Origin of the sequence: Fusicatenibacter sp., assembly GCF_050872605.1 — a bacterium.
Classification (GTDB): Bacteria; Bacillota; Clostridia; order Lachnospirales; family Lachnospiraceae; genus Fusicatenibacter.
Map to the genome: position 1 here is coordinate 22,106 of NZ_JBNMHD010000007.1, position 20,340 is coordinate 42,445.

Annotated in this window: 16 protein-coding genes and 1 tRNA gene; 5 read left to right on the forward strand and 12 right to left on the reverse strand. The window is 49.9% G+C overall.

Annotated elements, in window-relative coordinates:
- Nucleotides 1–3: 3 nt before the first annotated feature.
- Nucleotides 4–564, reverse strand: coding sequence for a biotin transporter BioY (locus tag ACY2VT_RS03720; protein ID WP_461873787.1), 561 nt, complete (start codon nucleotides 562–564; stop codon nucleotides 4–6).
- Nucleotides 565–803: 239 nt separating this feature from the next.
- Here ACY2VT_RS03720 and ACY2VT_RS03725 point away from each other — a divergent pair, with 239 nt between their 5' ends.
- The gene (locus tag ACY2VT_RS03725; RefSeq protein ID WP_461878927.1) at nucleotides 804–2,183 is read left to right on the forward strand and encodes an MATE family efflux transporter; all 1,380 of its coding nucleotides are present in this window, start codon (nucleotides 804–806) and stop codon (nucleotides 2,181–2,183) included.
- Nucleotides 2,184–2,386: 203 nt separating this feature from the next.
- On the opposite strand, the gene ACY2VT_RS03730 is transcribed toward ACY2VT_RS03725, so the two are convergent.
- The gene (locus tag ACY2VT_RS03730; RefSeq protein WP_461878928.1) at nucleotides 2,387–4,816 is read right to left on the reverse strand and encodes a glycoside hydrolase family 3 protein; all 2,430 of its coding nucleotides are present in this window, start codon (nucleotides 4,814–4,816) and stop codon (nucleotides 2,387–2,389) included.
- 398 nt (nucleotides 4,817–5,214) lie between these two features.
- Between ACY2VT_RS03730 and ACY2VT_RS03735 the strand changes: the two genes are divergently transcribed.
- Nucleotides 5,215–6,402, forward strand: coding sequence for a pyridoxal phosphate-dependent aminotransferase (locus tag ACY2VT_RS03735; RefSeq protein WP_461878929.1), 1,188 nt, complete (start codon nucleotides 5,215–5,217; stop codon nucleotides 6,400–6,402).
- 165 nt (nucleotides 6,403–6,567) lie between these two features.
- Here the strand turns inward: ACY2VT_RS03735 and ACY2VT_RS03740 are convergent, their stop codons facing one another.
- From ACY2VT_RS03740 to ACY2VT_RS03785, 10 genes are all read right to left on the reverse strand, one after another.
- The gene (locus ACY2VT_RS03740; RefSeq protein WP_461878930.1) at nucleotides 6,568–8,037 is read right to left on the reverse strand and encodes a DUF2828 family protein; all 1,470 of its coding nucleotides are present in this window, start codon (nucleotides 8,035–8,037) and stop codon (nucleotides 6,568–6,570) included.
- A gap of 37 nt (nucleotides 8,038–8,074) precedes the next feature.
- Nucleotides 8,075–8,193: transfer RNA gene (locus ACY2VT_RS03745), tRNA-Phe, on the reverse strand.
- Nucleotides 8,194–8,277: 84 nt separating this feature from the next.
- Nucleotides 8,278–8,877 carry a metallophosphoesterase gene (locus ACY2VT_RS03750; protein ID WP_461878931.1) on the reverse strand — a complete coding sequence of 200 codons (600 nt, stop codon included), beginning with the start codon at nucleotides 8,875–8,877 and terminating at the stop codon, nucleotides 8,278–8,280.
- A gap of 107 nt (nucleotides 8,878–8,984) precedes the next feature.
- Nucleotides 8,985–9,197, reverse strand: coding sequence for a hypothetical protein (locus ACY2VT_RS03755; protein WP_461878932.1), 213 nt, complete (start codon nucleotides 9,195–9,197; stop codon nucleotides 8,985–8,987).
- A 135-nt stretch (nucleotides 9,198–9,332) separates the two neighbouring features.
- Nucleotides 9,333–9,740 carry a response regulator gene (locus ACY2VT_RS03760; protein WP_461878933.1) on the reverse strand — a complete coding sequence of 136 codons (408 nt, stop codon included), beginning with the start codon at nucleotides 9,738–9,740 and terminating at the stop codon, nucleotides 9,333–9,335.
- Nucleotides 9,741–9,894: 154 nt separating this feature from the next.
- Nucleotides 9,895–11,487, reverse strand: a complete 1,593-nt coding sequence (locus tag ACY2VT_RS03765) for an AAA family ATPase (protein ID WP_461878934.1) — start codon at nucleotides 11,485–11,487, stop codon at nucleotides 9,895–9,897.
- A 421-nt stretch (nucleotides 11,488–11,908) separates the two neighbouring features.
- Nucleotides 11,909–13,396 (reverse strand): FGGY family carbohydrate kinase, encoded by a 1,488-nt coding sequence (locus ACY2VT_RS03770; protein ID WP_461878935.1) that lies wholly within the window; start codon nucleotides 13,394–13,396, stop codon nucleotides 11,909–11,911.
- A 90-nt stretch (nucleotides 13,397–13,486) separates the two neighbouring features.
- Complete coding sequence (locus ACY2VT_RS03775; RefSeq protein ID WP_461878936.1) at nucleotides 13,487–14,419, reverse strand: transketolase family protein; 933 nt, start codon at nucleotides 14,417–14,419, stop codon at nucleotides 13,487–13,489.
- On the reverse strand, nucleotides 14,416–15,249 hold the full coding sequence (locus ACY2VT_RS03780) for a transketolase (RefSeq protein ID WP_118719685.1): 834 nt from the start codon (nucleotides 15,247–15,249) through the stop codon (nucleotides 14,416–14,418). Before ACY2VT_RS03780 ends, ACY2VT_RS03775 begins: the two co-directional genes overlap by 4 nt.
- A 5-nt stretch (nucleotides 15,250–15,254) precedes the next feature.
- Complete coding sequence (locus ACY2VT_RS03785) at nucleotides 15,255–16,655, reverse strand: L-fucose/L-arabinose isomerase family protein (protein ID WP_302435167.1); 1,401 nt, start codon at nucleotides 16,653–16,655, stop codon at nucleotides 15,255–15,257.
- 350 nt (nucleotides 16,656–17,005) lie between these two features.
- On the opposite strand from ACY2VT_RS03785, the gene ACY2VT_RS03790 reads away from it, so the two are divergent.
- Genes ACY2VT_RS03790 through ACY2VT_RS03800 form a run of 3 tightly spaced genes read left to right on the forward strand, consistent with a single transcriptional unit; the run spans nucleotide 17,006 to nucleotide 20,314 of the window.
- Nucleotides 17,006–18,019, forward strand: coding sequence for a LacI family DNA-binding transcriptional regulator (locus ACY2VT_RS03790; protein ID WP_302435168.1), 1,014 nt, complete (start codon nucleotides 17,006–17,008; stop codon nucleotides 18,017–18,019).
- 11 nt (nucleotides 18,020–18,030) lie between these two features.
- The gene (locus ACY2VT_RS03795; protein ID WP_461878937.1) at nucleotides 18,031–18,573 is read left to right on the forward strand and encodes an MATE family efflux transporter; all 543 of its coding nucleotides are present in this window, start codon (nucleotides 18,031–18,033) and stop codon (nucleotides 18,571–18,573) included.
- A 40-nt stretch (nucleotides 18,574–18,613) separates the two neighbouring features.
- Nucleotides 18,614–20,314 carry an ABC-ATPase domain-containing protein gene (locus tag ACY2VT_RS03800; RefSeq protein ID WP_461878938.1) on the forward strand — a complete coding sequence of 567 codons (1,701 nt, stop codon included), beginning with the start codon at nucleotides 18,614–18,616 and terminating at the stop codon, nucleotides 20,312–20,314.
- Nucleotides 20,315–20,340: the final 26 nt, after the last annotated feature.

A 20,340-nucleotide genomic window follows, 5' to 3' on the forward strand; every position in this document is an offset into this window, starting at 1 on the left:
TATTTATGCTGCGGTTCCGTAGTTCATCACATGGGCAGCGGACAGTGCTTTTCGAACGGCAACGCCGAGAACCTCTGCTGCAACAACGGAAATCACATCTTTTACGATATAAGGAACGGATACCAGCACGAACGATGCCGGAATGGTGTTTCCTGTTACAACCGCAAACTGTACCACACCGAATGCATGGCATACCGCAAGACCTGCGATTCCAAGAACGAATGGTTTGCCCGGGAAGCCTTTTTTAATTCCGGCACCGCAGAGCATTGCCATCGGGATAAAACCAAAGATAAAACCGCCGGCTGCTCCAAGAAGAGAGCCGAAACCGCCGCTCATGCCGGCATAAACCGGAACACCGATTGCGCCGAGTACGACGTAAAGCGCAGCGGATGCACCGCCTAATTTCCAGCCAAGTACGTAACCGCAGAATGCCATGGCAAAAGTCTGCAGTGTCACAGGAACACCGGTTGGAAGCGGAATCGTCACAATAGACAGTACCGCAAGCACGGCCGTCATCATACCGGTCAGTACAACCTGTTTTGTGGTAAGTTTTGATTTTTTCATGAAAGTAAGTCCTCCTCGCAGGTCTCTTGTATGCAATTCTTTTTGAATTGTTAACCTTGTTTCAATATAGGTTAATATTTGTGTTTTGTCAATCCTTTTTTTTCAAAAAATCTTTCTTTCAGGCAATCCATGCTTGTTCTGGGTTTTCGTTTTGTGGTATACTGATTGTCTGAGTGTCTTTTCACTCAATACAGATGATACTTACTTGATTCCATACTTTTTGAGAAAGGAGCCTTTTTATGAACCCATCCGAAAATCCCCTCGGCGCGGAACCGGTCAGCGTGCTTCTGCGGCGCTTTGCCGTTCCGAGCGTCATCGCGATGCTCGTCAGCGCCCTCTATAACATGGTAGACCAGCTCTTTATCGGCCACAGCATAGGCGTGCTCGGAAATGCGGCGACCAACGTGGCATTCCCGCTCAGCATGGTCTGCACCTCGATCGGCCTGCTCTGCGGCATCGGCGGCGCGGCAAACTTTAATCTCTGCATGGGCCGGAAAGAAACGGAACACGCAAAATCCTCCGTTGGAAACGCTGTCTCCATGCTGGCAATCCTCGGCGTCATTCTCTGCATTGCCGTTCAGCTCTTCCTGCACCCCATGATGATTCTTTTCGGTGCAACCACGGACGTTCTCACCTACGCCTGCACCTATACAAGAATCACTTCCATCGGCTTTCCGTTCCTGATTGTCACCATCGGCGGTTCCAATCTGATCCGCGCGGACGGCAGCCCGAATTATTCCATGGCATGCAACCTGGTCGGTGCCGTGGTCAATTCCATTCTTGACCCGCTGTTCATCTTCGTTTTCCACATGGGAATGGCAGGCGCGGCACTCGCGACCATCACCGGACAGGTTTTATCTTTCCTGCTCGTTGTGCGCTATCTGCGCGGCTTCAAAACGCTGCCGCTCTCCCTTTCCGATCTGAAGCCGAAAACGGCCTGCTGGATCCAGATCGCTTCGCTTGGCGCGACACCGGCGTTCAACCAGGTCGCAATGATGGTCGTTCAGATCGTCATGAACAACACACTGACCCACTACGGCTCCAATTCCATCTACGGAAGCGACATCCCGCTCGCATGTGCCGGCATCATTTCCAAGGTCAATATGCTGTTCTTCTCCTTCGTCATCGGCATTTCACAGGGGCTTCAGCCGATCGTCAGCTTCAACTTCGGAGCGGCGAAATATGACCGTGTCAAAGAAGCCTACAAAAAAGCAGTGTTCGCAGCGACCGCCATTTCCTTCGTCGCTTTTCTCTGCTTCCAGCTCTTCCCGCGCCAGATCATCAGCATCTTCGGTTCCGGCTCGGAGGAATACCTGCATTTTGCAGAGCGGTACTTCCGTATTTTCCTGTTTTTCACATTCCTGAACGGCATCCAGCCGGTCAGCTCGAACTTCTTTACCTCGATCGGAGCGCCGAAAAAGGGAATCTTCCTCTCTCTGACGAGACAGATTATTTTCCTTCTGCCGCTGCTGCTGATTTTCCCGTATCTCTTCGGCATCGACGGAGTAATGTACACCGCGCCGATTGCAGACCTCGCGGCGGCATCCGTCAGCATCTTTATGGTCGTGCGGGAATTTAAAATTATGACAGAACTGGAAAACCGTAAGGCTGCTGCCTGAGTCTGAAGTTTTCCCGGGAAACTATGAGAAACACGCTCTGCGAGTTTCTCAAGTTATCGCGGCAGTCGCCAAGGTCTCGTGCAAGCACGGACTTTGGCTCGTTGCCCGCGTAAAAAAAACGTATGCTGTTGCTTTTTCCACAACAGCATACGTTTTTTTATGCGTTATCCACGCTTTTCTTTATGTATTCACATTCATCCACATTAATCCATGCGAAGGATCATGGTCAGGATTCGTTTTGCGCAGAGAGCGATTTCGTCGCGGGTGATATAGCCTTTCTCGAATGCTTCCTGTACGCGCTCCTCGTATCCGTTTGCCATCTTGATATCGTTTCCGGCTTTTGTCTCACGGTAATGCTCGCCGTGGGTCCACCAGTCGGTCGTTACCATTCCCTTGAATCCCCACTCGCCGCGCAGAATGCCGGTCAGCAGGTCTTTGTTCTCGGATGCCTGCACACCGTTGATCAGGTTGTAGGAGGACATGATCGTGTACGGATCTGCCTCTTTTACGATGATCTCAAATGCTTTCAGGTAAATCTCACGCAGTGCACGCTCGGAAACGCGGGAATCGCTGTCTTTTCGGTTGGTCTCTTTGTTGTTGCAGCAGAAGTGTTTCACACTTGCCCCGATATGCTCGGACTGCATGCCGCGTACCATTGCCGCACCGGATTTTCCGGCCACAAGCGGATCCTCGGAATAATACTCGAAGTTTCTTCCGCAGAGCGGGCTTCTGTGAATGTTGACAGCCGGGGTCAGCCAGATGCCGATGTTGTTTTCTTTGACTTCCTCTCCTCCGGCTTTACCGATCTCCTCGATCAGCTCCGGATCCCAGGTGCAGGCAAGCAGTGTTGCGCACGGCCATGCGGTCGTGTTGACACCGCACTGCGGCTGGATCCGAAGGCCTGCAGGTCCGTCTGCAGTCATGATATTCGGAATGCCGTACTCCGGCAGATTTCCCATGCCAAAGGTGTTGGCAACGCCGGTGTTCGGCTGGCCGCCGAGCAGATGGATGAGTGCCTCGGTCGGAAGCTTGTCTACAAACTCATCGAGCGTTTCTTTTCCTTCGACCACATTCATCAGGTTCGGATTTGTCTTTGCCGCCTCCATAAGCTCGCCAAAACTCTTTCGCGCCTGTGCTTTGACTGCCGGAAGGAAGCCTTCCAGAGTCAGCTTGTCCTGACGCTCCAGTCCTTTTTCCTCGACAGGGCCGTCATCGGTCGGAAGCGCTTCATAGGTTCCATCCGCAAGGAGACGTTTTTCCAGCTTATGCGGAGCTGCAAGGCTGGTGTACTGTGCAGTCACTTTTGTTTCTGCCAGATCGTAGGTGAAATCCAGTTTCTTCGCATCTCTTACATTGTTTCCAACGTAGAAGACGTAGCTTCCTGCTTCGAGAACATAAGCAGATTTTGCAATTTTTCCGAGATCATCGAAGGATGCCATATCATTAACTGCAAAGGAAAGTACCATCGTCTGGCTCTCACCTGCCTGCAGCAGTCTTGTTTTCTGATATGCGCCGAGCTCTTTGGCCGGTTTGCCAAGTTTGCCCTGCGATGCGCCGTAGTAGAGCTGTACAACTTCTTTTCCGGCACGATTTCCGGTATTGGTAACAACAGCTTTTACAATGATCTTGCCGTCTTTCTCTTCTGCTCCCAGAACCTCTGTCTCGAAAGTGGTGTAGGAAAGACCGAAACCGAACGGATAATTGACTTTCTCTGCTGCGCCCGGAATCGTCTCGAAGTAACGGTATCCAACGTAGATATCCTCGTTGTAATCCACGTAATAAACGGATTTGTGGAAGTTCTCGGTGGACGGATAATCCTCGAGGGTTGCTGCGTATGTATCAACAAGCTTACCGGATGGATTGACATCGCCGGTTACCACGTCTGCTGCTGCGAGGCCGCCTTCCATGCCGCCCTGCCATGCCATCAGCACTGCCGGGATCTCCCTGCAGTCTTTGAACCAGCTGGTATCAACCATACCGCCGACGTTCATGACAACGATAACATTTTTGAAGTTTGCTTTTACTTTTTCTACCATGGCTGCTTCGCCGTTTGTCAGGCAGAAGTCGCCGTTCTCGAAGATGCTTGCGCTCAGCTCGATCTGTTTTTTCTCATCCTCAAACAGTTCGTAGCCCTCATCGTTGATCTGGCATTTGCGGTCCCAGCCTTCGCCGGAGAAACGGCAGATGGTGATGATCGCGGTATCGGTAAATGCTTTCGCTTTTGTTACCAGCTCGTCCGGTACTTCCGGCTCTCTTGTCATGCCTGGTACAGCGCCTGCAGCATACTGTTCTTTTACATTTTTCTCATAGAATTCCGGCAGCTCATGGAACAGAGAAACCTCCCCCTCGGCTTCTTTGATCTTCATGCCTTCGTAGAAGTTGCGGATGTACTCGACCGTAACGTCACCGCTTCCGCCGCCGCCTTTTACGTAATCAATCGTTCCTTTTCCGAATAAAGCTACTTTTGTGCCTTTTGCGAGCGGCAGTGTCTCGTTCTCGTTTTTCACCAGAACCATACCTTCGCCTGCTGCTTTTCTGGAAAGTGCGATATGTTCAGCGCTTCCTGTTACTCTTTTTCCGTCTTTTCCCAGCGGCAGAACCGGCTGGTAAAGACTTCTCTGCCATTTACCCATTTTAAGTTTACCTCCTGTGTTTTTCAGAGCGCAGATCGCTTTCCGAACGCGCCCCATTTTGTCTTTATGATACGAAGTTTTGGATGGGATGTCAATTGATTTTCAGCATTTTATCCTGTTTTTCATTTCTTTTTCTTTCGATTTTATTCTATTTTACCAATTTTTCAGGCACCAATGGTTTTGTTTCCCGCTTTCTTCCATCCGTGCGGCTCGGCAGTCTGCCGGTATCACTTGTGGTGTGCTTTCGCCATCTTTTCAGCCTGCGGCAGCACGAGACCGAAAATGCTGCATTTACAATTCAGCCTTTGTCTGCTAAAATAAGGGAAAAACAGAAAAAAGAATAATATTTACAGTTCATTAAAACAGCGGCAAACAATTTACATCAGGAGGATTGACACATGATTTCAGAAAAAATGGTGACTCTCGGCACAAAAAAATCGGTAATCCGCGAGATTTTCGAATACAGTAAAAAACGCGCTGCCGAGATCGGCGCAGAAAACGTCTTTGATTTCAGTATCGGAAACCCAAACGTCCCGGCTCCGGCCTCCGTTCATGAGACCATCAAGGAGCTGCTTGATTCCAAAGACGATTACTATCTCTTCGGCTATACATCCGCGCAGGGCGATGCCGATACCCGCGCCGCCGTTGCAGCCGACCTGAACAAACGCTTTGGTACCGCGTTCCACGCTGACAACTTCTATATGACCTGCGGTGCAGCCGCTTCGCTCCGCATCGTCCTTGGCGCTTTAACCGTTCCGGGCGACGAGTATATTGTATTTACCCCGTACTTTCCGGAATACCGTGTTTTCATCGAATCTGCAGGCGCAGCCATGATCGAAACGCCGGCTGATTCTTCCACGTTCCAGATCGACTTTGACCGCCTCTCGGCCGCTGTCACAGCGCACACCAAAGGTGTTTTCGTCAATTCCCCGAACAATCCGTCCGGCGTTGTCTACACCGAAGAAAGCATTCAGAAGCTCGCTGCTTTTCTGGAGGTAAAATCTGCCGAATACGGCCATCCGATCTATCTGATCGTTGACGAACCGTACCGCGAGCTTGTCTACGGAGACGTTGAAGTTCCGTATCTGACAAAATATTACAAAAACACGCTGGTCTGCTACTCCTACAGCAAATCCCTCTCCCTGCCAGGCGAGCGTATCGGATATGTTCTCGTTCCGGATGAGGTCGATGATGCAAGAACCATCTACGCAGCCATCTGCGGCGCAGGACGTGCCCTCGGCTTCGTCTGCGCACCAAGCCTCATTCAGCACGTCATTGCCAAATGCGCAGGACAGGTTTCGGATCTTTCGGTCTACAAGAAAAACCGCGATCTGCTGTATGATTCCTTAACCTCCTACGGCTTCATCTGCGTTCACCCGGACGGTGCTTTCTATCTCTTCATGAAAACTCCGGAACCGGACGCGTATGCATTTTGCGAGAAAGCGAAAAAACACGAACTTCTTCTTGTACCCGGCGATGACTTCGGTGCACCGGGCTTCGTACGGATCGCGTACTGCGTTACTACTGCGCAGATCGAGCGGGCACTGCCGGCGTTTAAGGAACTGGCGGGAGAGTATTTTGGATAATTTTTCAACTGTCAACTTTTCTTAAATAGATGTTGGGGTCAAAAGGCTTTTTGACCTTTTGACCCCGGTATCTTACATATAGTAAAAAACGGACACTGCTTCATCTTTGAAACGCAGCGTCCGTTTTTCTTTTATTCTCCTACATCCTGTTTTCCAATCACAACTTTACATCTTTTCTTCCACATCCCCGGTTCTGACACACGCGTACCGCTCGCTTTCGATGATCTGTTCCATCGCTTCCGCCGGTGTGGTGTCGATGTTACTCAGGAGATTCCGGAATGTCGTAACCGACTCTCCGCTGTACAGCTGAACCCCTTTTCTTTTGCTGTCGACATGGAAAAGGTCGTGGCGGCTGTTCACATTCCAGAAAACAACGTTCGGCAGCCGATAGCCGCTGTATTCGTACTTTTCTTTCATATGATCATAAAACATCCAGTTCTCGTCCACGCAGGCATCAATCTCCATATCCGAGACAATGATCAGTGCTTTCGGCATTTCTTCCGGTGGAACATCGTGATTCAGTGCTGTTTCCAAAACGTGTTCAAATGCAGCCTGCAGATTCGTATTCATTCCCCAGTCAACACGCTTAACACATTGGACTTTCTGCTCCAGCGTTTCCCCCTTCAGGGAAACAAATTCTGACTTCTCACTGAATGTCATAAAAAGATTGTGGTAAACACCCCGGTTCCGCTCTGCAAAGTAAATGGCAAGGCCAATCGCTGTAGCCATGGGTCTTATCCACATAGAACCGGAAACATCTGCAACGACAATCGCATTCGTTTCCTTTGCCACATAGTCCGGCAGCTGGCGCCACTGTGCTTCCATTACCTCGTCCCACGGATTGAAGTACAGTATTTTTTCTACAAGATCGTACGGATACAGCGTCTCCGCATGAATCTTTTCTTTTCCCTCCAGTGCATTCATCAGATACCGGTCAAAACGCTCCATGTCATGTCTCAGGAATGCGTTCCGGTAAATCATCATGGCTCTTCCGGAGACCTCCGGGTATACGATCTCCTCCCACTTTCCTTCTGACATTTTTACTTCCAGCACGCCGATGTATTTCCGCAGGGAACGGACGATTCTTTTGAAGTTGTAAACCGGATAGCCAAGCTTCTGCGCCGTCAGAATGCCGAGCTTTCTCGTCTCTTCCCTTTTCGAATCTGCCGTCTTGATCCATTTGGCAAGCAGGGAAACGCTTTTTCCCTCCTGGAAATTTTTCAGATCTGCTTCCAGCTGCTGCTTCATGGCTTTCCACATCTCATCTTCGACTCTGGTTCCGACCAGGCAGTACCAGTCATCGAACCGTCCATAAACACCGATCAGATCGAGATTCGCAATAACATCCTGCGGATGATATTTGGCAAGGTACTGCAGCAGAATTCGAAAGACCCGTCTCTCACCGAGACCTTCCCGGATATCACGCGCATAAAACAGGATTTTTAACGCGAACAGCGGGTCTGCCTGGTACGCTTCCGCAAACAGAAGCTCGATTCTTTCCGGATCCGCACTGCGCAGGGATCCAATCGATGCAAACAGATCCAGTCGCGCATCGCCGCTTGTGTTCCGTGCTGCTGCCCCGTTTTCCGTATAGGTTTTTGTTGTCTGCTCCCGCATCTGTTCTGCAAAACTCATCGCTGCCGCTCCTTTCCTTTGAGCTATCTCACTCGCGTAAGGCGGGCAGGACTTGAACCTGCATTCTGTGCCATATCCTCTACAAAAAATTTGCTGTACGTTCCACAAACATGAAACATTTTTCTGCACAGGTTTTACCCGTTAAACTACCGCCTTATTTTCATCCACATTTTTTTGTGGATACCGATGTATATCAAATGTTGTTCCACCCTGACTTGCTTTATATCATCGGTGGAGATGCTATTTTTCTGCCTCAGCCTTCTCTCTAAAGCTCAGGATTTCCTTCAGGGACCTTGGTTCATAATTCATCCATGGCTTCATACATCCCACATTGTATGCCTGCGGTCTGCACTCATAAATGTGTCTGCTGCATTCCTCCTCCGCCATTTTTCTCAGGCACTCCTGATAATACGTATCCTCCATGCTGTCGTGCGTATGGCCATACAGAAGAATAGTTCCGTGTCCCATATTTTTCCAGCTGAAAATCGGATAATGAAAGAGAACCAGATGATACTGTTTTCCGTCGATTCCATCCTGAATTTCCTTGTAATCGCAGATCTCCTCATACAGCTGCTGATACCGGTAATCGTCGATGTGATCATGGTTTCCTCTTACCAGAACCTTTTTCCCCTTCATTCTTGCAACCAGTGCAATGGCATCCTCTTTCTTTCCATATAAGGTAGCGTCCCCGAGGATGTAAACAGTGTCACTGTTCGTTACTTTCCGATTCCAGTTTGCAAGAATCGCCTCATGCATCTCCTCCAGATCCGCGAAGGGACGCTCGTCGAAGCCGATACAGTTTTTATGCAGTAAGTGCAGATCGCTGATATAGTAATTCATTTCTCCGGTTCCCCTTTCTGCACGTCTCTGTTCTTTTTGTGAATGTCCGTGCTTTGTTCTGTATATACTATATTACATATTTTCGATTTTTGCATTTAACTTCTGGTTTAATTTTTCATGTATTTCCCGTATCTGTCGCGGAAAAATTCGAGATCGTATGTGTATCTGGTATTTTCGCAGATTTTCTTCTTTAAATGGCTATTTCCCGCCACCGCCCCATCCGGCAGAATCACCCCAAGGAACAGGCGGTTGATATCTCGAAATGAGACTTCCTTTCTCATTTCCTGTACAATCGCCAAATGAATCATGCTTGATGCCATAGTGTCCTCTTTTCTAAACAAAATATCCGCATGTCTCCTCTTCCATTACCCAGCACCGTTTCTGCATAAAATCAAAGACACTCACAACGAAAGCCGGAAGTCTTTGCAACTTCGGTGTACCGGGGTTCGTACGGATCACGCACCGCGTAAATCATTTACTTTTTCCATCTCTCTTACAAGATCACAAAGTTCTTCTTCCCAGTCGCTGATTTCCGAATACCAGATACATCCATATACACCTGGAAGTTTCATATTTCTTGAGGAACATACGATAATGTTGGTTTGATTTCCCTGCTCCTGCAGAATCTGAACTAATTTTTCTCCCGCTTCTGTATCGCTGATGGCTCCTGACCTCATCGGAAAATGCATATCTGTGATGATCAGATTGAACGGCTCTCCTGCGTTTTCTGCATCTTTCAACATTTTCAGACCATCTTCCACATTAGACACCTGCTCAACCGATGCCACACCACAGCGGTTATCTAATATTTTTCGAATTGCATTCGCCTTATAAACACTATCCTCAAAGTTCAGAACTTTCATATTCTACAGCCGTCCCTCTCATTTTTGTTGTTTGTGCTTTTCATACGCTCGTATCTTCTGTTCGCTTTTGTGTTCTTTCCAATCACAGTTTAGAATCCATTTTCTCCCAAGTACCTGTCGGAATTGGTCTGACAGAACTTCGTACTCAAAATGTTTATTTTTCAAATTTCTCAATCACGCATGTATGCGTCTTCGTTTTCTTATCATAATTAATCCCCACCAGCAGTAAATTCCCCTTATATTCTTTCAACGTCTCCACATATTCCCGGTCTTTCACCTGCTCCAACGCTCCTCTGGCACTCTTATCCCATTTCAGCTCCACGATAATCGCCGGCTTGTCCGCATACATTTTTCTTGGTATAAAGCAGAGATCTGCAAAGCCCTTCCCCGTCGGAAATTCCCGAATCACCGTGTAATATTCTCTCGCAAAATAAAAAGCCAGGCTGATGGTACAGCTTAGGGAATTTTCATCATTATATTCTAACGCCGAAATCTCCTGATGCGCTCTTTCCACTCCCAGCGCAACTGCAGTTTCATCCATATTCCAGAGTGATTCCAGCAGTTTTCGCGAATCCTCCACTGACCGTATCACTTCTTTCCAGTCCATCGTACTGATGGCATTGATATATTCCTGCGAAACTTCCTTATTCGGAATAGACACCGTCTTATCCGTCCAGTGATAACTCAGATATCCAAGATGCACCAGCAGCGTCAGCACATCATCCTTTCCCTGAAATGTCGTCATATCATTGGAAAATGTGCCTATATTAATCCGAATCCGCTCTCCCGCCAGCATTCTCACAATATCGTCCTTCAGCCCTTCAAAGTTCATACGAATATAAACTTTCAACGCTTCATACGTTTCCGTCTGATTCCAGTAATTATCAAAAATCCCGCTCAGCATGGCATCCACGACGGATTTCGGGCTGTACATCGCATACGTTTTCAGTTCATTTCCGCACACCGCCGCCAGCTCATATCCATCATACCAAGCCTGCGTTTCCTCAAAGCTTCTTCCGTATTTCTCGCAAAGCGCCTGCACTTCCTCCTCTGTGAATCCGAAAAACTCCGCCATTTCCCGCGGATTCGTCATGGAATATTCTGAAAACATATTGAGTGCCGAATGTGAACCATATTTTTTAATCGGCAGAATTCCCGTCATATAGGCAAGTGCCACATACTCCTTATCCTTCAGCCACGCCCGAAGAAAATCCAGATACTTTTTCTGTGCTTCCTTATCACTTTGATATTCCCGGAACAGACAATCCCACTCATCAATCAAAATCACAAACGAGCGCCCCGTCGCCGCATAAATATCCTTCATTACCTGAACCAGATTCTTCTCATCCCGCAGCCGCACCTCTCCAAATGCTTCCCGCAGATCAAAAAGCAGATAACTGCGCATCATCTGTAGCATATCTTCCACACTCTCGGTCTCGCTTAAAAATTCCTGCATATTAATTTTGATCACATCATACTGATTTCGATGTGCAGAATAAGAAGCACAATCCGCAATTTTCAGCTCCCGAAACAGCGGATCCGAATCCATCCCTCGCTGATAATACGCTGCCAGCATATCCGCCGCCATCGACTTGCCAAACCTTCTCGGACGGCTCACGCAGACAAACCTCTGCATCGTCCCGACACATCGATTTGTCACTTCAAGCAATCTGCTCTTATCCACAAAAATCTGAGAATTCAACGCAATCTTAAACAATCCATTCCCCGGATTCAAATACGTCCCCATGAGCCCTTCCTCCTGTCTTCTTAACTTTGACCCTTTTCTTCTTTCTATTATACCCACGCCCACAATTCAGCGCAAGCGCTATTCCTCTCTCAGTGCAGGGAACCGCCCACGTGTTCCGGTACCGAGTATACAGTAATGCCCGCGTCCCCCCTTCGTCATCCCACCGTCAGGCGCAAAAAACCTCCCGCTGCACAGAGCACAAGTCCCCGGGCAGACACATTTGCAGGAGGGCTAAGGATCTTAGAAAATTGGATTTTGCGTTGTCACAGAAAAAGGCACTGTTTGAGCGACAGCGAGTTTGCCTTTTTCTGCGACGCTTTTAGCAAAATTCAAGTTTCTTAGAGCCTCTTGCCCTCCGAAACAGTGTCTGCCCGGGGACTTGCGCTCTGTAGGGCGGGAAGCCTTTTGCGCCGTCCGTCCCCTATTTACTTAATACCCCGTCGACAGCCTTTTTCCATCCGGCATACTTCTTCTCCCGGATTTCGTCGTCCATCTTCGGCTCATACACACTTCGTTTCATATTTCCCGCGAGTTTTTCCAGATCGTAGACCCCGGCTGAAATACCGGCCATATAAGCCGCCCCGATACCGGAAAGCTCCTCCGCATCCGGAATGTTCACGCGTTTATTTGCAATATCACTCTGGAACTGCATCAGATATCCGTTTCGTGTCGGGCCGCCGTCCACGCGGAGTTCCTCGATCCGCATGCCGGTATCCTGCTCCATCGCACGGACGAGGTCGGTGATCTGATACGCGATGCAATCAAGTGCCGCTTTTACCACCTCCGCTTTTCCTGTGGTACGTGTAATTCCGCTGATCGATGCCGTTGCTTTCTCGTCCCAGTACGGCGCCCCAAGCCCGGTAAACGCCGGAACCAGATAGGTGCGATCCGCCGGATTTGCCTCTCTCGCCAGACTTTCCGTCTCTTTTGCCGAAGAAATCAGTTTCAGGTCATCCTTCAGCCAGGTAATTACAGCTCCGGTGTAATTCAGATTGCCTTCCAGCACATAGTCCACCTTGCCGCCTCTTCCCCACGCAAGGGAGGTCACTACACCATGGCTGCTCTGAATCGGCCTGTCTCCAATGTTCATCATCAGCGAAGAACCCGTTCCATATGTTGCCTTGATCATGCCCTGTTTTAAGCAGCCCTGTCCGAACAAAGCCGCATGAGAGTCGCCTAATACACCACAGATCGGAACCGGCTCGGAAAACAATCCTTCCAGCATCGTTGTTCCATACACCGCATCGGAATCACACACCCTGGCCAGCGCGCAGGCCGGAATCCCGAACATCTCACAGATCTTCTCATCCCACGCCAGCGTTTTCAGATTAAATAACTGCGTTCTCGATGCATTTGAGAAATCTGTCTTAAACGCATGATCCCACGTCAGCTTGTAAACCAGCCAGCTGTCAATCGTTCCCAGACACAGCTCGCCGTTTTCCGCACGCTTCTGTCTTTCCTCTCCGCCGTTTCGAAGCAGCCACGCCATCTTTGCAGCAGGAAAATAAGCCGAAAGCTGCAGACCCGTCGCTTCACGGATCTGTTCTGCATATCCCTGCTCCGCAATCTCCTGCGCAATCCCGCTTGCGCGTCCGCACTGCCATACAATCGCATCCTCCAGCGGTTCGCCTGTCACCCTGTCCCAGACTGCCGTTGTCTCACGCTGATTGCTGATGCCGATTCCGGCGATTTCTTCCGGTGCAACACCGGACTCTGCCACCAGCGTTTTTACCGTCTGTACGGTATTCTGGTAAATCTCATTCAGATCATGGGACACCCAGCCCTTTTCGTTGATGATCTGCCGGTGCGGCAGGTCGGTACGGCGCAGTAAATGTCCTTCACCATCAAAGAGCAGCGCTTTCGTTCCCTGCGTGCTCTGGTCAATTCCGATAATATACCTTTTCTCCATGTTTTCACTCCATTACTATCATAAAATAGAAACGTCCCTGCACCCCCGGGCCTTCCACAGTCCGGGCACGCAGGAACGTCATAAACATCTTTATTTCAGTAATTCTTTCGCTTTCGCTGCAATACCTTCCGCATTCAGTCCATAGTAATCAAACACTTCTTTAGAAGTTCCCGTGATCACCGGCGCATCCGGCAGAGACATATTAACGACTTTGCGCGGACACTCCGCACCGACCACCTGGCTCACCATCGATCCAAGACCGCCGAATGGAGCATGTTCTTCGATCGAAATAACAACTTTTGCCGCCTTGGCAGCCTTTACCAGACCCTCTTTGTCCAACGGTTTCACACAGTACATATCAAGCAGTCCTGCGCTGATTCCCTCTTCTTTCAGCATGGCAACTGCATCCAGCGCCGGACGGACCATCTCACCGCAGGCTACCAGTAAAACATCGGTGCCTTCCGACAGAACCGTTGCCTTATCCATCTCAAACGGTGTATTATCTTCGCTGTAAATATCCGCAACGGCATTTCTTCCCACACGGATATAAGCCGGTTTTTCATCGTTAAGAAGCGCCTCAACCAGTTTTGCTGTCTGGAAGCGGTCGCTCGGCAGATAAACGCGCATGTTCGGAATGGCTGCCATTGCTGCGATATCCTGTGCAGAATGATGGCTCATGCCGAGTGCACCGTAGCTCACACCGCCGCTGATACCGATCAGCTTTACGTTGGTGTTGGAGTATGCACAGTCAATCTTCGCCTGCTCATAGCTTCTTGTAGAAAGGAAGCACGCCGGAGATGCCGCAAATGCTTTCTTGCCGCATTTTGCAAGACCGGCAGAAACGCTGACCAGATCCTGCTCTGCGATACCCATTTCCACAAACTGCTCCGGATACGCATTTGCAAACGGTGTCAGGGAAGCACTTCCTCTGGAATCGCTGCAGAGTACCACGATATCTTTATCCGTTTCGGCATGTTTCATTAAAACCTCACAAATGGCCTGTCTGTTTGGAATCTTGTTCATGACAGTGCCTCCTTTCTCTCATCCAGATCCTTCATGATCTGCTCTACTTCCTCCGGTGTCGGCACTTTATGATGCCACTCCGCCTTATTTTCCATGACAGAAGAACCACAGCCCTTCGTTGTATTTGCAATAATAACCGTCGGTTTTCCCTTGCAGTGTTTTGCCAATTCAAACGCATGAACGAGCGCGTCCATATCGTTGCCCGGTACGGAAAGAACATTCCATCCGAACGCTGCCCATCTTTCCTCCTGGCTGTCCTGTTTCATGACATCCTCGGTATTTCCGGAGATCTGCAGACGGTTACGGTCTACGATCGCACAGAGGTTGTCCAGCTTGTAGTTTCCTGCGGACATTGCGCCCTCCCAGACAGAGCCTTCTGCCAGCTCGCCGTCACCCATAACGGTGTAAACACGGTAATCTTTTTTATCCATTTTTCCTGCCAGTGCCATTCCCACGCAGACCGGAAGTCCGTGGCCGAGAGAACCGGAGTTCATCTCGATGCCCGGCAGTTTATTGTTCGGATGGCCGATGTACGGGCTGCCGAATTTGGAGAATTTTTCGATGACTTCTTCCATCGGGAAAAATCCCTTTGCTGCAAGTACCGCATAATATGCCTCAACGGAATGACCTTTACTCATCACAAAACGGTCGCGGTCCGGGTCGTCCATGTTCTCAGGGCTGATGTTCATCTCTTTAAAATACAGCGCTACAAGCACATCGATGACACTCATGTCGCCGCCGATGTGGCCGCCCTTGCCGGAAACTACCATTTCCACTACTTTCTTCCGCAGATCATACGCCAGACAACTCAATTCCTTGTATTCACTCATGATTTTCATTCTCCTCTTAAATATGCTTTGACATCTTCCTCGATCGGATCATATAAATCCGGGGCAATGCCGATGTATTTGCATGCTTCATACAGAACCGGCACAACGTTCTCGTGGATACCGACACAGTGGTGGATGTACGGTCCCTCAACGATTTTTGCCTCGAGGCGTTTCAGGTTCTGTACCTCAACCCATACGTAGGTTCCCTTCGTGTAAGGCCCCTTTACACCTTTTGCATTTCCAAGCAGCAGGGAGTACTCTCCGTTGTCTCCGTCGAAACGCGCCAGTGTCATTTCACCTAATTTTGCCTGTGCCTCTACAGCGCCCGGATGGCTGAATGCCAGAGGATAACCGATCGTCGGTTTTTCCTGTGCAACAGAAATCGGCCACGGTCCGCAGTGCTGCAGCAGCTCGCCGTTCTCGTTGTCCGGGTGACGTACCGTCCAGTCAGCAAAGAAGCTTCTCTTGTCGTTTCTGCCGGCAGCCTCTACCATCAGAGCGGTGATGGCACCGTGGATATCGGTCTCACAGACAACCGGAATTCCCTCTTCGTTCAGCAGGGAGTTTGCCGCACACGGCATGATGCCGATCTCGCCCTGCAGCGCGTTCCAGCACTGGATCGCAATGGCATTGCAGGAATATTTGACAGCCAGGTTCTTCATCGCAACCTTCAGAGCTGCTACATTTTCCAGTTCTTCCGGTTTGATCTTTACACACATATTGGTATTACAGTAAGCAACGACTTTCTCTACCTCGGTGCCCTCTGCTTTTACTTTCTTCATCTCTTCGGTCAGCTCCGGAAGCGGAATCGGGGAAAGCTGAATGTTGAATTTTTCCAGCAGCTCGCCCTCGTTACACATCGTGGACCAGAAGTCGAACGGACGCGGTCCGATCTGAAGGATTCTGGTGTGACGGAAGGTATCTACCACATTACATACGGCGAGGAAATCCTTGATGCCGCGCTCAAATTCCGGATCGGTCAGGCGGCAGTTTGTCATGTAGGTGAACGGAACGCCAAAACGGCGCAGCACTTTTCCGGTTGCGAACAGGCCGCACTGGCTGTCGCGGAGACGCACACCGTTCTCATCCGGTCTCTCATCGCGCGGTCCCCAGAGGAGTACCGGAAGACCCATTTCCTTTGCCAGTCTTGCACAGACATATTCCGTGCCGAAGTTTCCGTGCGGGAAGAAAATTCCCTTTACGTTCTCACGGCGGAATTTCTCCTGGATTTTCTCACGATCCGCCTCATCGTAAAACAGCCCCTCCTCGTTGATGTCTGTGATATCAACAAATTCAACGCCGAGCTCTTTTAAACGCTCTCTCGTCAGGTTGGCGTATTTTACAGCATCCGGAGCGCTGAAAATACTTCTTCTTGTAGGTGCAAATCCGATCTTAACTGATTTCATATTCTTTTCCTCCACTTAATTGTTTTTAAGTTTATTAAATTTTGTCCTGAATTTTCCTGTTCTCTATGGCTCTTATATTACTAAATTCTTTTGAATTTGTCAACATGCATTCAACTTTATTAAATCTTTTTTAGTAATTTGCACAAAAAAGATTGGCTGTTTTTATGCATTTCTTCGTATTTTAATTTTTTACAGATTCAGAAGTTGACTTCTTTTTTAATTCATATTAAAATCAATGCATAAGTTTAATATTTTTCAGATAAACACTGAAATAAATTTCAACATCCCGCATGTAAAAACACACGAAAGCAGCGTGCGGGCTGATTTTATCGAACAGGAGCTGAAATTTTATGAATATTTCTGCGAAAGAACTGGCAAAGCTGATCAACGTATCGCCTGCCACGGTTTCTATGGTTTTCAATAACAAACCCGGCATCAGCGATGCCACAAGAGAGCTGGTTTTAAAAACTGCAGCCGAGTATGGCTATGCGCCGAAAAAAAATGAATCCTCCGGCGCTTCCTCCCGCATTATTCAGCTGGTCAATTATAAAAAGCACGGAAAGGTTGCTGCCGACACACCTTTTTTCTCCCAGCTGACCGAAGGAATCTCCACCGAATGCACCCGCCAAGGCTGTGCGCTTCATATCTCCTATTTTTATGAGACTATGGATATTGACAGCCAGCTCGATGCACTCCGCGCAGTGGACTGTGAGGGCATTCTGCTTCTTGCAACAGAAATGGCTCCATCCGATTTCCGCAAGTTCCGCGATTTTTCTGTTCCGATCGTTGTCGTGGACTGCTATTACGATGAGCTTGATTACGACTGCGTTCTGATCAACAACATTCAGGGTGCGTTCAACGCCACGAATTATCTGATCCAGTGCGGACACAAAAACGTGGGCTACTTTCATTCGAACCTCGACATCAGCAACTTCTCCGAACGGGCCGACGGCTATTACAAAGCGCTCCGTGCAAACGGTATCAGCACCTCGCATCCATATGTCCACCCGGTTTCCCCTACCTCGGACGAGGGCTACCGCGACATGTTGCGCCTTCTCGAGTCGAAAGCTCCGATCGCAGATGCTTACTTTGCCGATAATGACATCATCGCTGCGGCCGCCATGCGTGCGCTGCGTGAAAACGGCTACCGCATCCCGGAGGATGTCTCCATCATCGGCTTTGACGACGTTCCAATGTGCGATATGATGGTTCCGCCGCTTTCCACCATGAAAGTCAGAAAACGGGAGCTCGGTGCCACCGCTGTTCAGCGTCTGCTCGACCGCGTAGCTGATCCGAAACGTGAGTGTCTGAAGATGTGCATGGCAACGAAACTGGTGAAACGCCAGAGTGTTTCCAAACGTTGATTCTGCTTTTTATGCTCCCCGTATTCGGCGCCAATCTGCTCCAGGCACTGTATGGAACCGTCGATCTGATGGTCGTCGGCCAGTTTGCCTCCACGGCAGATGTTTCCGCTGTTTCCACCTTCTCCGCACAGAACGTCGGTGCCGAAGAATACAAGCGTGCCCGCTCATCCATGTATCTCGGCATGATCTGGACATTCGCGGTGGGACTTGCCGTTTTTCTGTTCAGCTTCTCCCACGGTGCGCTTCTTGCCCGTCTCTTCTCGGATGATAAGGACGTCATCGCGGCCGCAGCCGATTATCTCCGCTTCTACGCAGTGGACTGTGTGGTCGTCGGCATCAACTTCTCCATGATGGGATACCTGAATGGAAATGGAAAAACATTTTTTGTGGCACTGCAGGGTATTTTGAGCACACGCGGCGCGCAAAACAGGCAGCGTAACGTCTGGCAGCCGCTATGCAAAAAGAGCGAAACGTCTCCTTTTCTGTGGGGAAGGCTTTTCGCTCTTTTTCTTTGCATTTTTCCGCGCTGCTGTGCTATAGTTATCACAAAATGATTTCTATGTATAAACATTCGTTTTGAAAGGAGTTTTTCTCATGCAGTCCGCAAATGATCTGAAACAGCTTTTATTTGGCATCAACCACAAAAGCTATCCCGCCTATAAATCCACCCGCGGTGCTTACCAGTTTCCGCGCTACACCCTCTCCATCGACCATGTCCAGGGCGATCCATTCGCTGCTCCGTCGCGTGTCAGCGTCCATATCAATGGAAAAACCGCCGCATTTCCAACATCGCTCTACGACACATATGAGAAGCGCGTCGCCCTTCAGGATTACCTGCTGCGCCAGTTTGCGCGCGCGATCGCACCGTACTCGTTCCGCGCGAAGGGCTCCGGCAAAAGCGGTCTGCTTGGCGTCAGCCGCTGCGGCCAGGAAATTCTCGAGCGCACTGCCTGCGTTTTAAATCCGTCCGACGGCAGTCTTATCGTCAACATGGAAATCGGCTTTCCCGCCAATGGCCGCACCATCGCCTCGCAGGAACTGATCCGCATTCTCTTCGACTTCCTGCCGGGCTGCGTGGAAAAATCGCTTCTGTACCGCAGTCTGGATCCGAAAGCATGCGCCGGTGTCGCCCGTCTCTGTGAAGATCAGCAGGCGATCCGCGCCGCATTAAAAGAAAAAGGACTCACCGCCTTCATCGCCGACGGCTCCATTCTCCCACGTGAGACCGGTGTCTCTGACCTGCCGATGAAACACGCCGTTCCGTTTGTCTCGCCGGAATCCTTACGCGTCACCCTCGATCTCCCGAACCGCGGATCTATTTCCGGCATGGGCATTCCGCTGGGTGTTACCCTGATTGTCGGCGGAGGTTTCCACGGAAAGTCCACCCTGCTGCAGGCGCTGGAGCGCGGCGTGTACAACCATATCGCCGGGGATGGACGCGAATATGTCATCACCGATGCGAGTGCCGTAAAACTCCGCTCAGAGGACTCCCGCAGCATCAGCAATGTCGATATCTCCCTCTTCATCCATGATCTGCCTGGAAAGAGCGACACCACTTCCTTCTCGACCGCAGACGCCAGCGGCAGCACCTCGCAGGCTGCCAATGTCATTGAAGGCATTGAGGCCGGTACAAGCCTGTTTCTGATCGACGAGGATACCTCCGCCACAAACTTTATGGTGCGGGATGAGCTGATGCAGCGCGTCGTTGCGGACAGTGAAGAGCCGATCACGCCGTTTATCAGCCGTGTGCGGGATCTGTATGAGAAGCTTGGGATCTCGTCTATCCTCGTCGCCGGAAGCTCTGGATCTTACTTCCATGTGGCGGATACGGTGATTCAGATGAAGGAATACGTTCCTTACGATATTACGGAGCGTGCCAAAACCACAGCAGCGGAGTTCCCGCCTTTTTCCGCATCGGTGCGTCCTTTCGCCGTTCCATCCTTCCAGCGCCGCCCGCAGCCGTCGAAAGCGCTGACTGGCAGCGACCGCACGAAAGTCAAAGTCATGGGACGTGAATCTATTCTCATTAATAAATCACTGACCGATCTGCGTGCTGTGGAACAGCTGACCGACAGCGAACAGCTGAATGGACTGGCGGCACTTCTGCTGGATGCGGCGGAACGCAGGATGGACGGACGCAAAACACTGGTGCAGGTTGTCGATCTGCTGGAACGGCAGATGGATGAAAAAGGACTTGCTTCTCTTCTCGCTCCTGGAAGACCTGGGGATCTGGCGCGGCCGAGACGGCAGGAGATCTTTGAATGTCTGGATCGGTGCAGGGAGTTGAAGTTCTGAAATAAATATTTTTATACTCGTATTAA

Coding starts and splice junctions, on each gene's coding strand:
- ACY2VT_RS03720 (WP_461873787.1), bottom strand. CDS start 564: ATGAAAAAATCAAAACTTACCACAAAACAGGTTGTACTGACCGGTATG.
- ACY2VT_RS03725 (WP_461878927.1), top strand. CDS start 804: ATGAACCCATCCGAAAATCCCCTCGGCGCGGAACCGGTCAGCGTGCTT.
- ACY2VT_RS03730 (WP_461878928.1), bottom strand. CDS start 4,816: ATGGGTAAATGGCAGAGAAGTCTTTACCAGCCGGTTCTGCCGCTGGGA.
- ACY2VT_RS03735 (WP_461878929.1), top strand. CDS start 5,215: ATGATTTCAGAAAAAATGGTGACTCTCGGCACAAAAAAATCGGTAATC.
- ACY2VT_RS03740 (WP_461878930.1), bottom strand. CDS start 8,037: ATGAGTTTTGCAGAACAGATGCGGGAGCAGACAACAAAAACCTATACG.
- ACY2VT_RS03750 (WP_461878931.1), bottom strand. CDS start 8,877: ATGAATTACTATATCAGCGATCTGCACTTACTGCATAAAAACTGTATC.
- ACY2VT_RS03755 (WP_461878932.1), bottom strand. CDS start 9,197: ATGGCATCAAGCATGATTCATTTGGCGATTGTACAGGAAATGAGAAAG.
- ACY2VT_RS03760 (WP_461878933.1), bottom strand. CDS start 9,740: ATGAAAGTTCTGAACTTTGAGGATAGTGTTTATAAGGCGAATGCAATT.
- ACY2VT_RS03765 (WP_461878934.1), bottom strand. CDS start 11,487: ATGGGGACGTATTTGAATCCGGGGAATGGATTGTTTAAGATTGCGTTG.
- ACY2VT_RS03770 (WP_461878935.1), bottom strand. CDS start 13,396: ATGGAGAAAAGGTATATTATCGGAATTGACCAGAGCACGCAGGGAACG.
- ACY2VT_RS03775 (WP_461878936.1), bottom strand. CDS start 14,419: ATGAACAAGATTCCAAACAGACAGGCCATTTGTGAGGTTTTAATGAAA.
- ACY2VT_RS03780 (WP_118719685.1), bottom strand. CDS start 15,249: ATGAGTGAATACAAGGAATTGAGTTGTCTGGCGTATGATCTGCGGAAG.
- ACY2VT_RS03785 (WP_302435167.1), bottom strand. CDS start 16,655: ATGAAATCAGTTAAGATCGGATTTGCACCTACAAGAAGAAGTATTTTC.
- ACY2VT_RS03790 (WP_302435168.1), top strand. CDS start 17,006: ATGAATATTTCTGCGAAAGAACTGGCAAAGCTGATCAACGTATCGCCT.
- ACY2VT_RS03795 (WP_461878937.1), top strand. CDS start 18,031: ATGCTCCCCGTATTCGGCGCCAATCTGCTCCAGGCACTGTATGGAACC.
- ACY2VT_RS03800 (WP_461878938.1), top strand. CDS start 18,614: ATGCAGTCCGCAAATGATCTGAAACAGCTTTTATTTGGCATCAACCAC.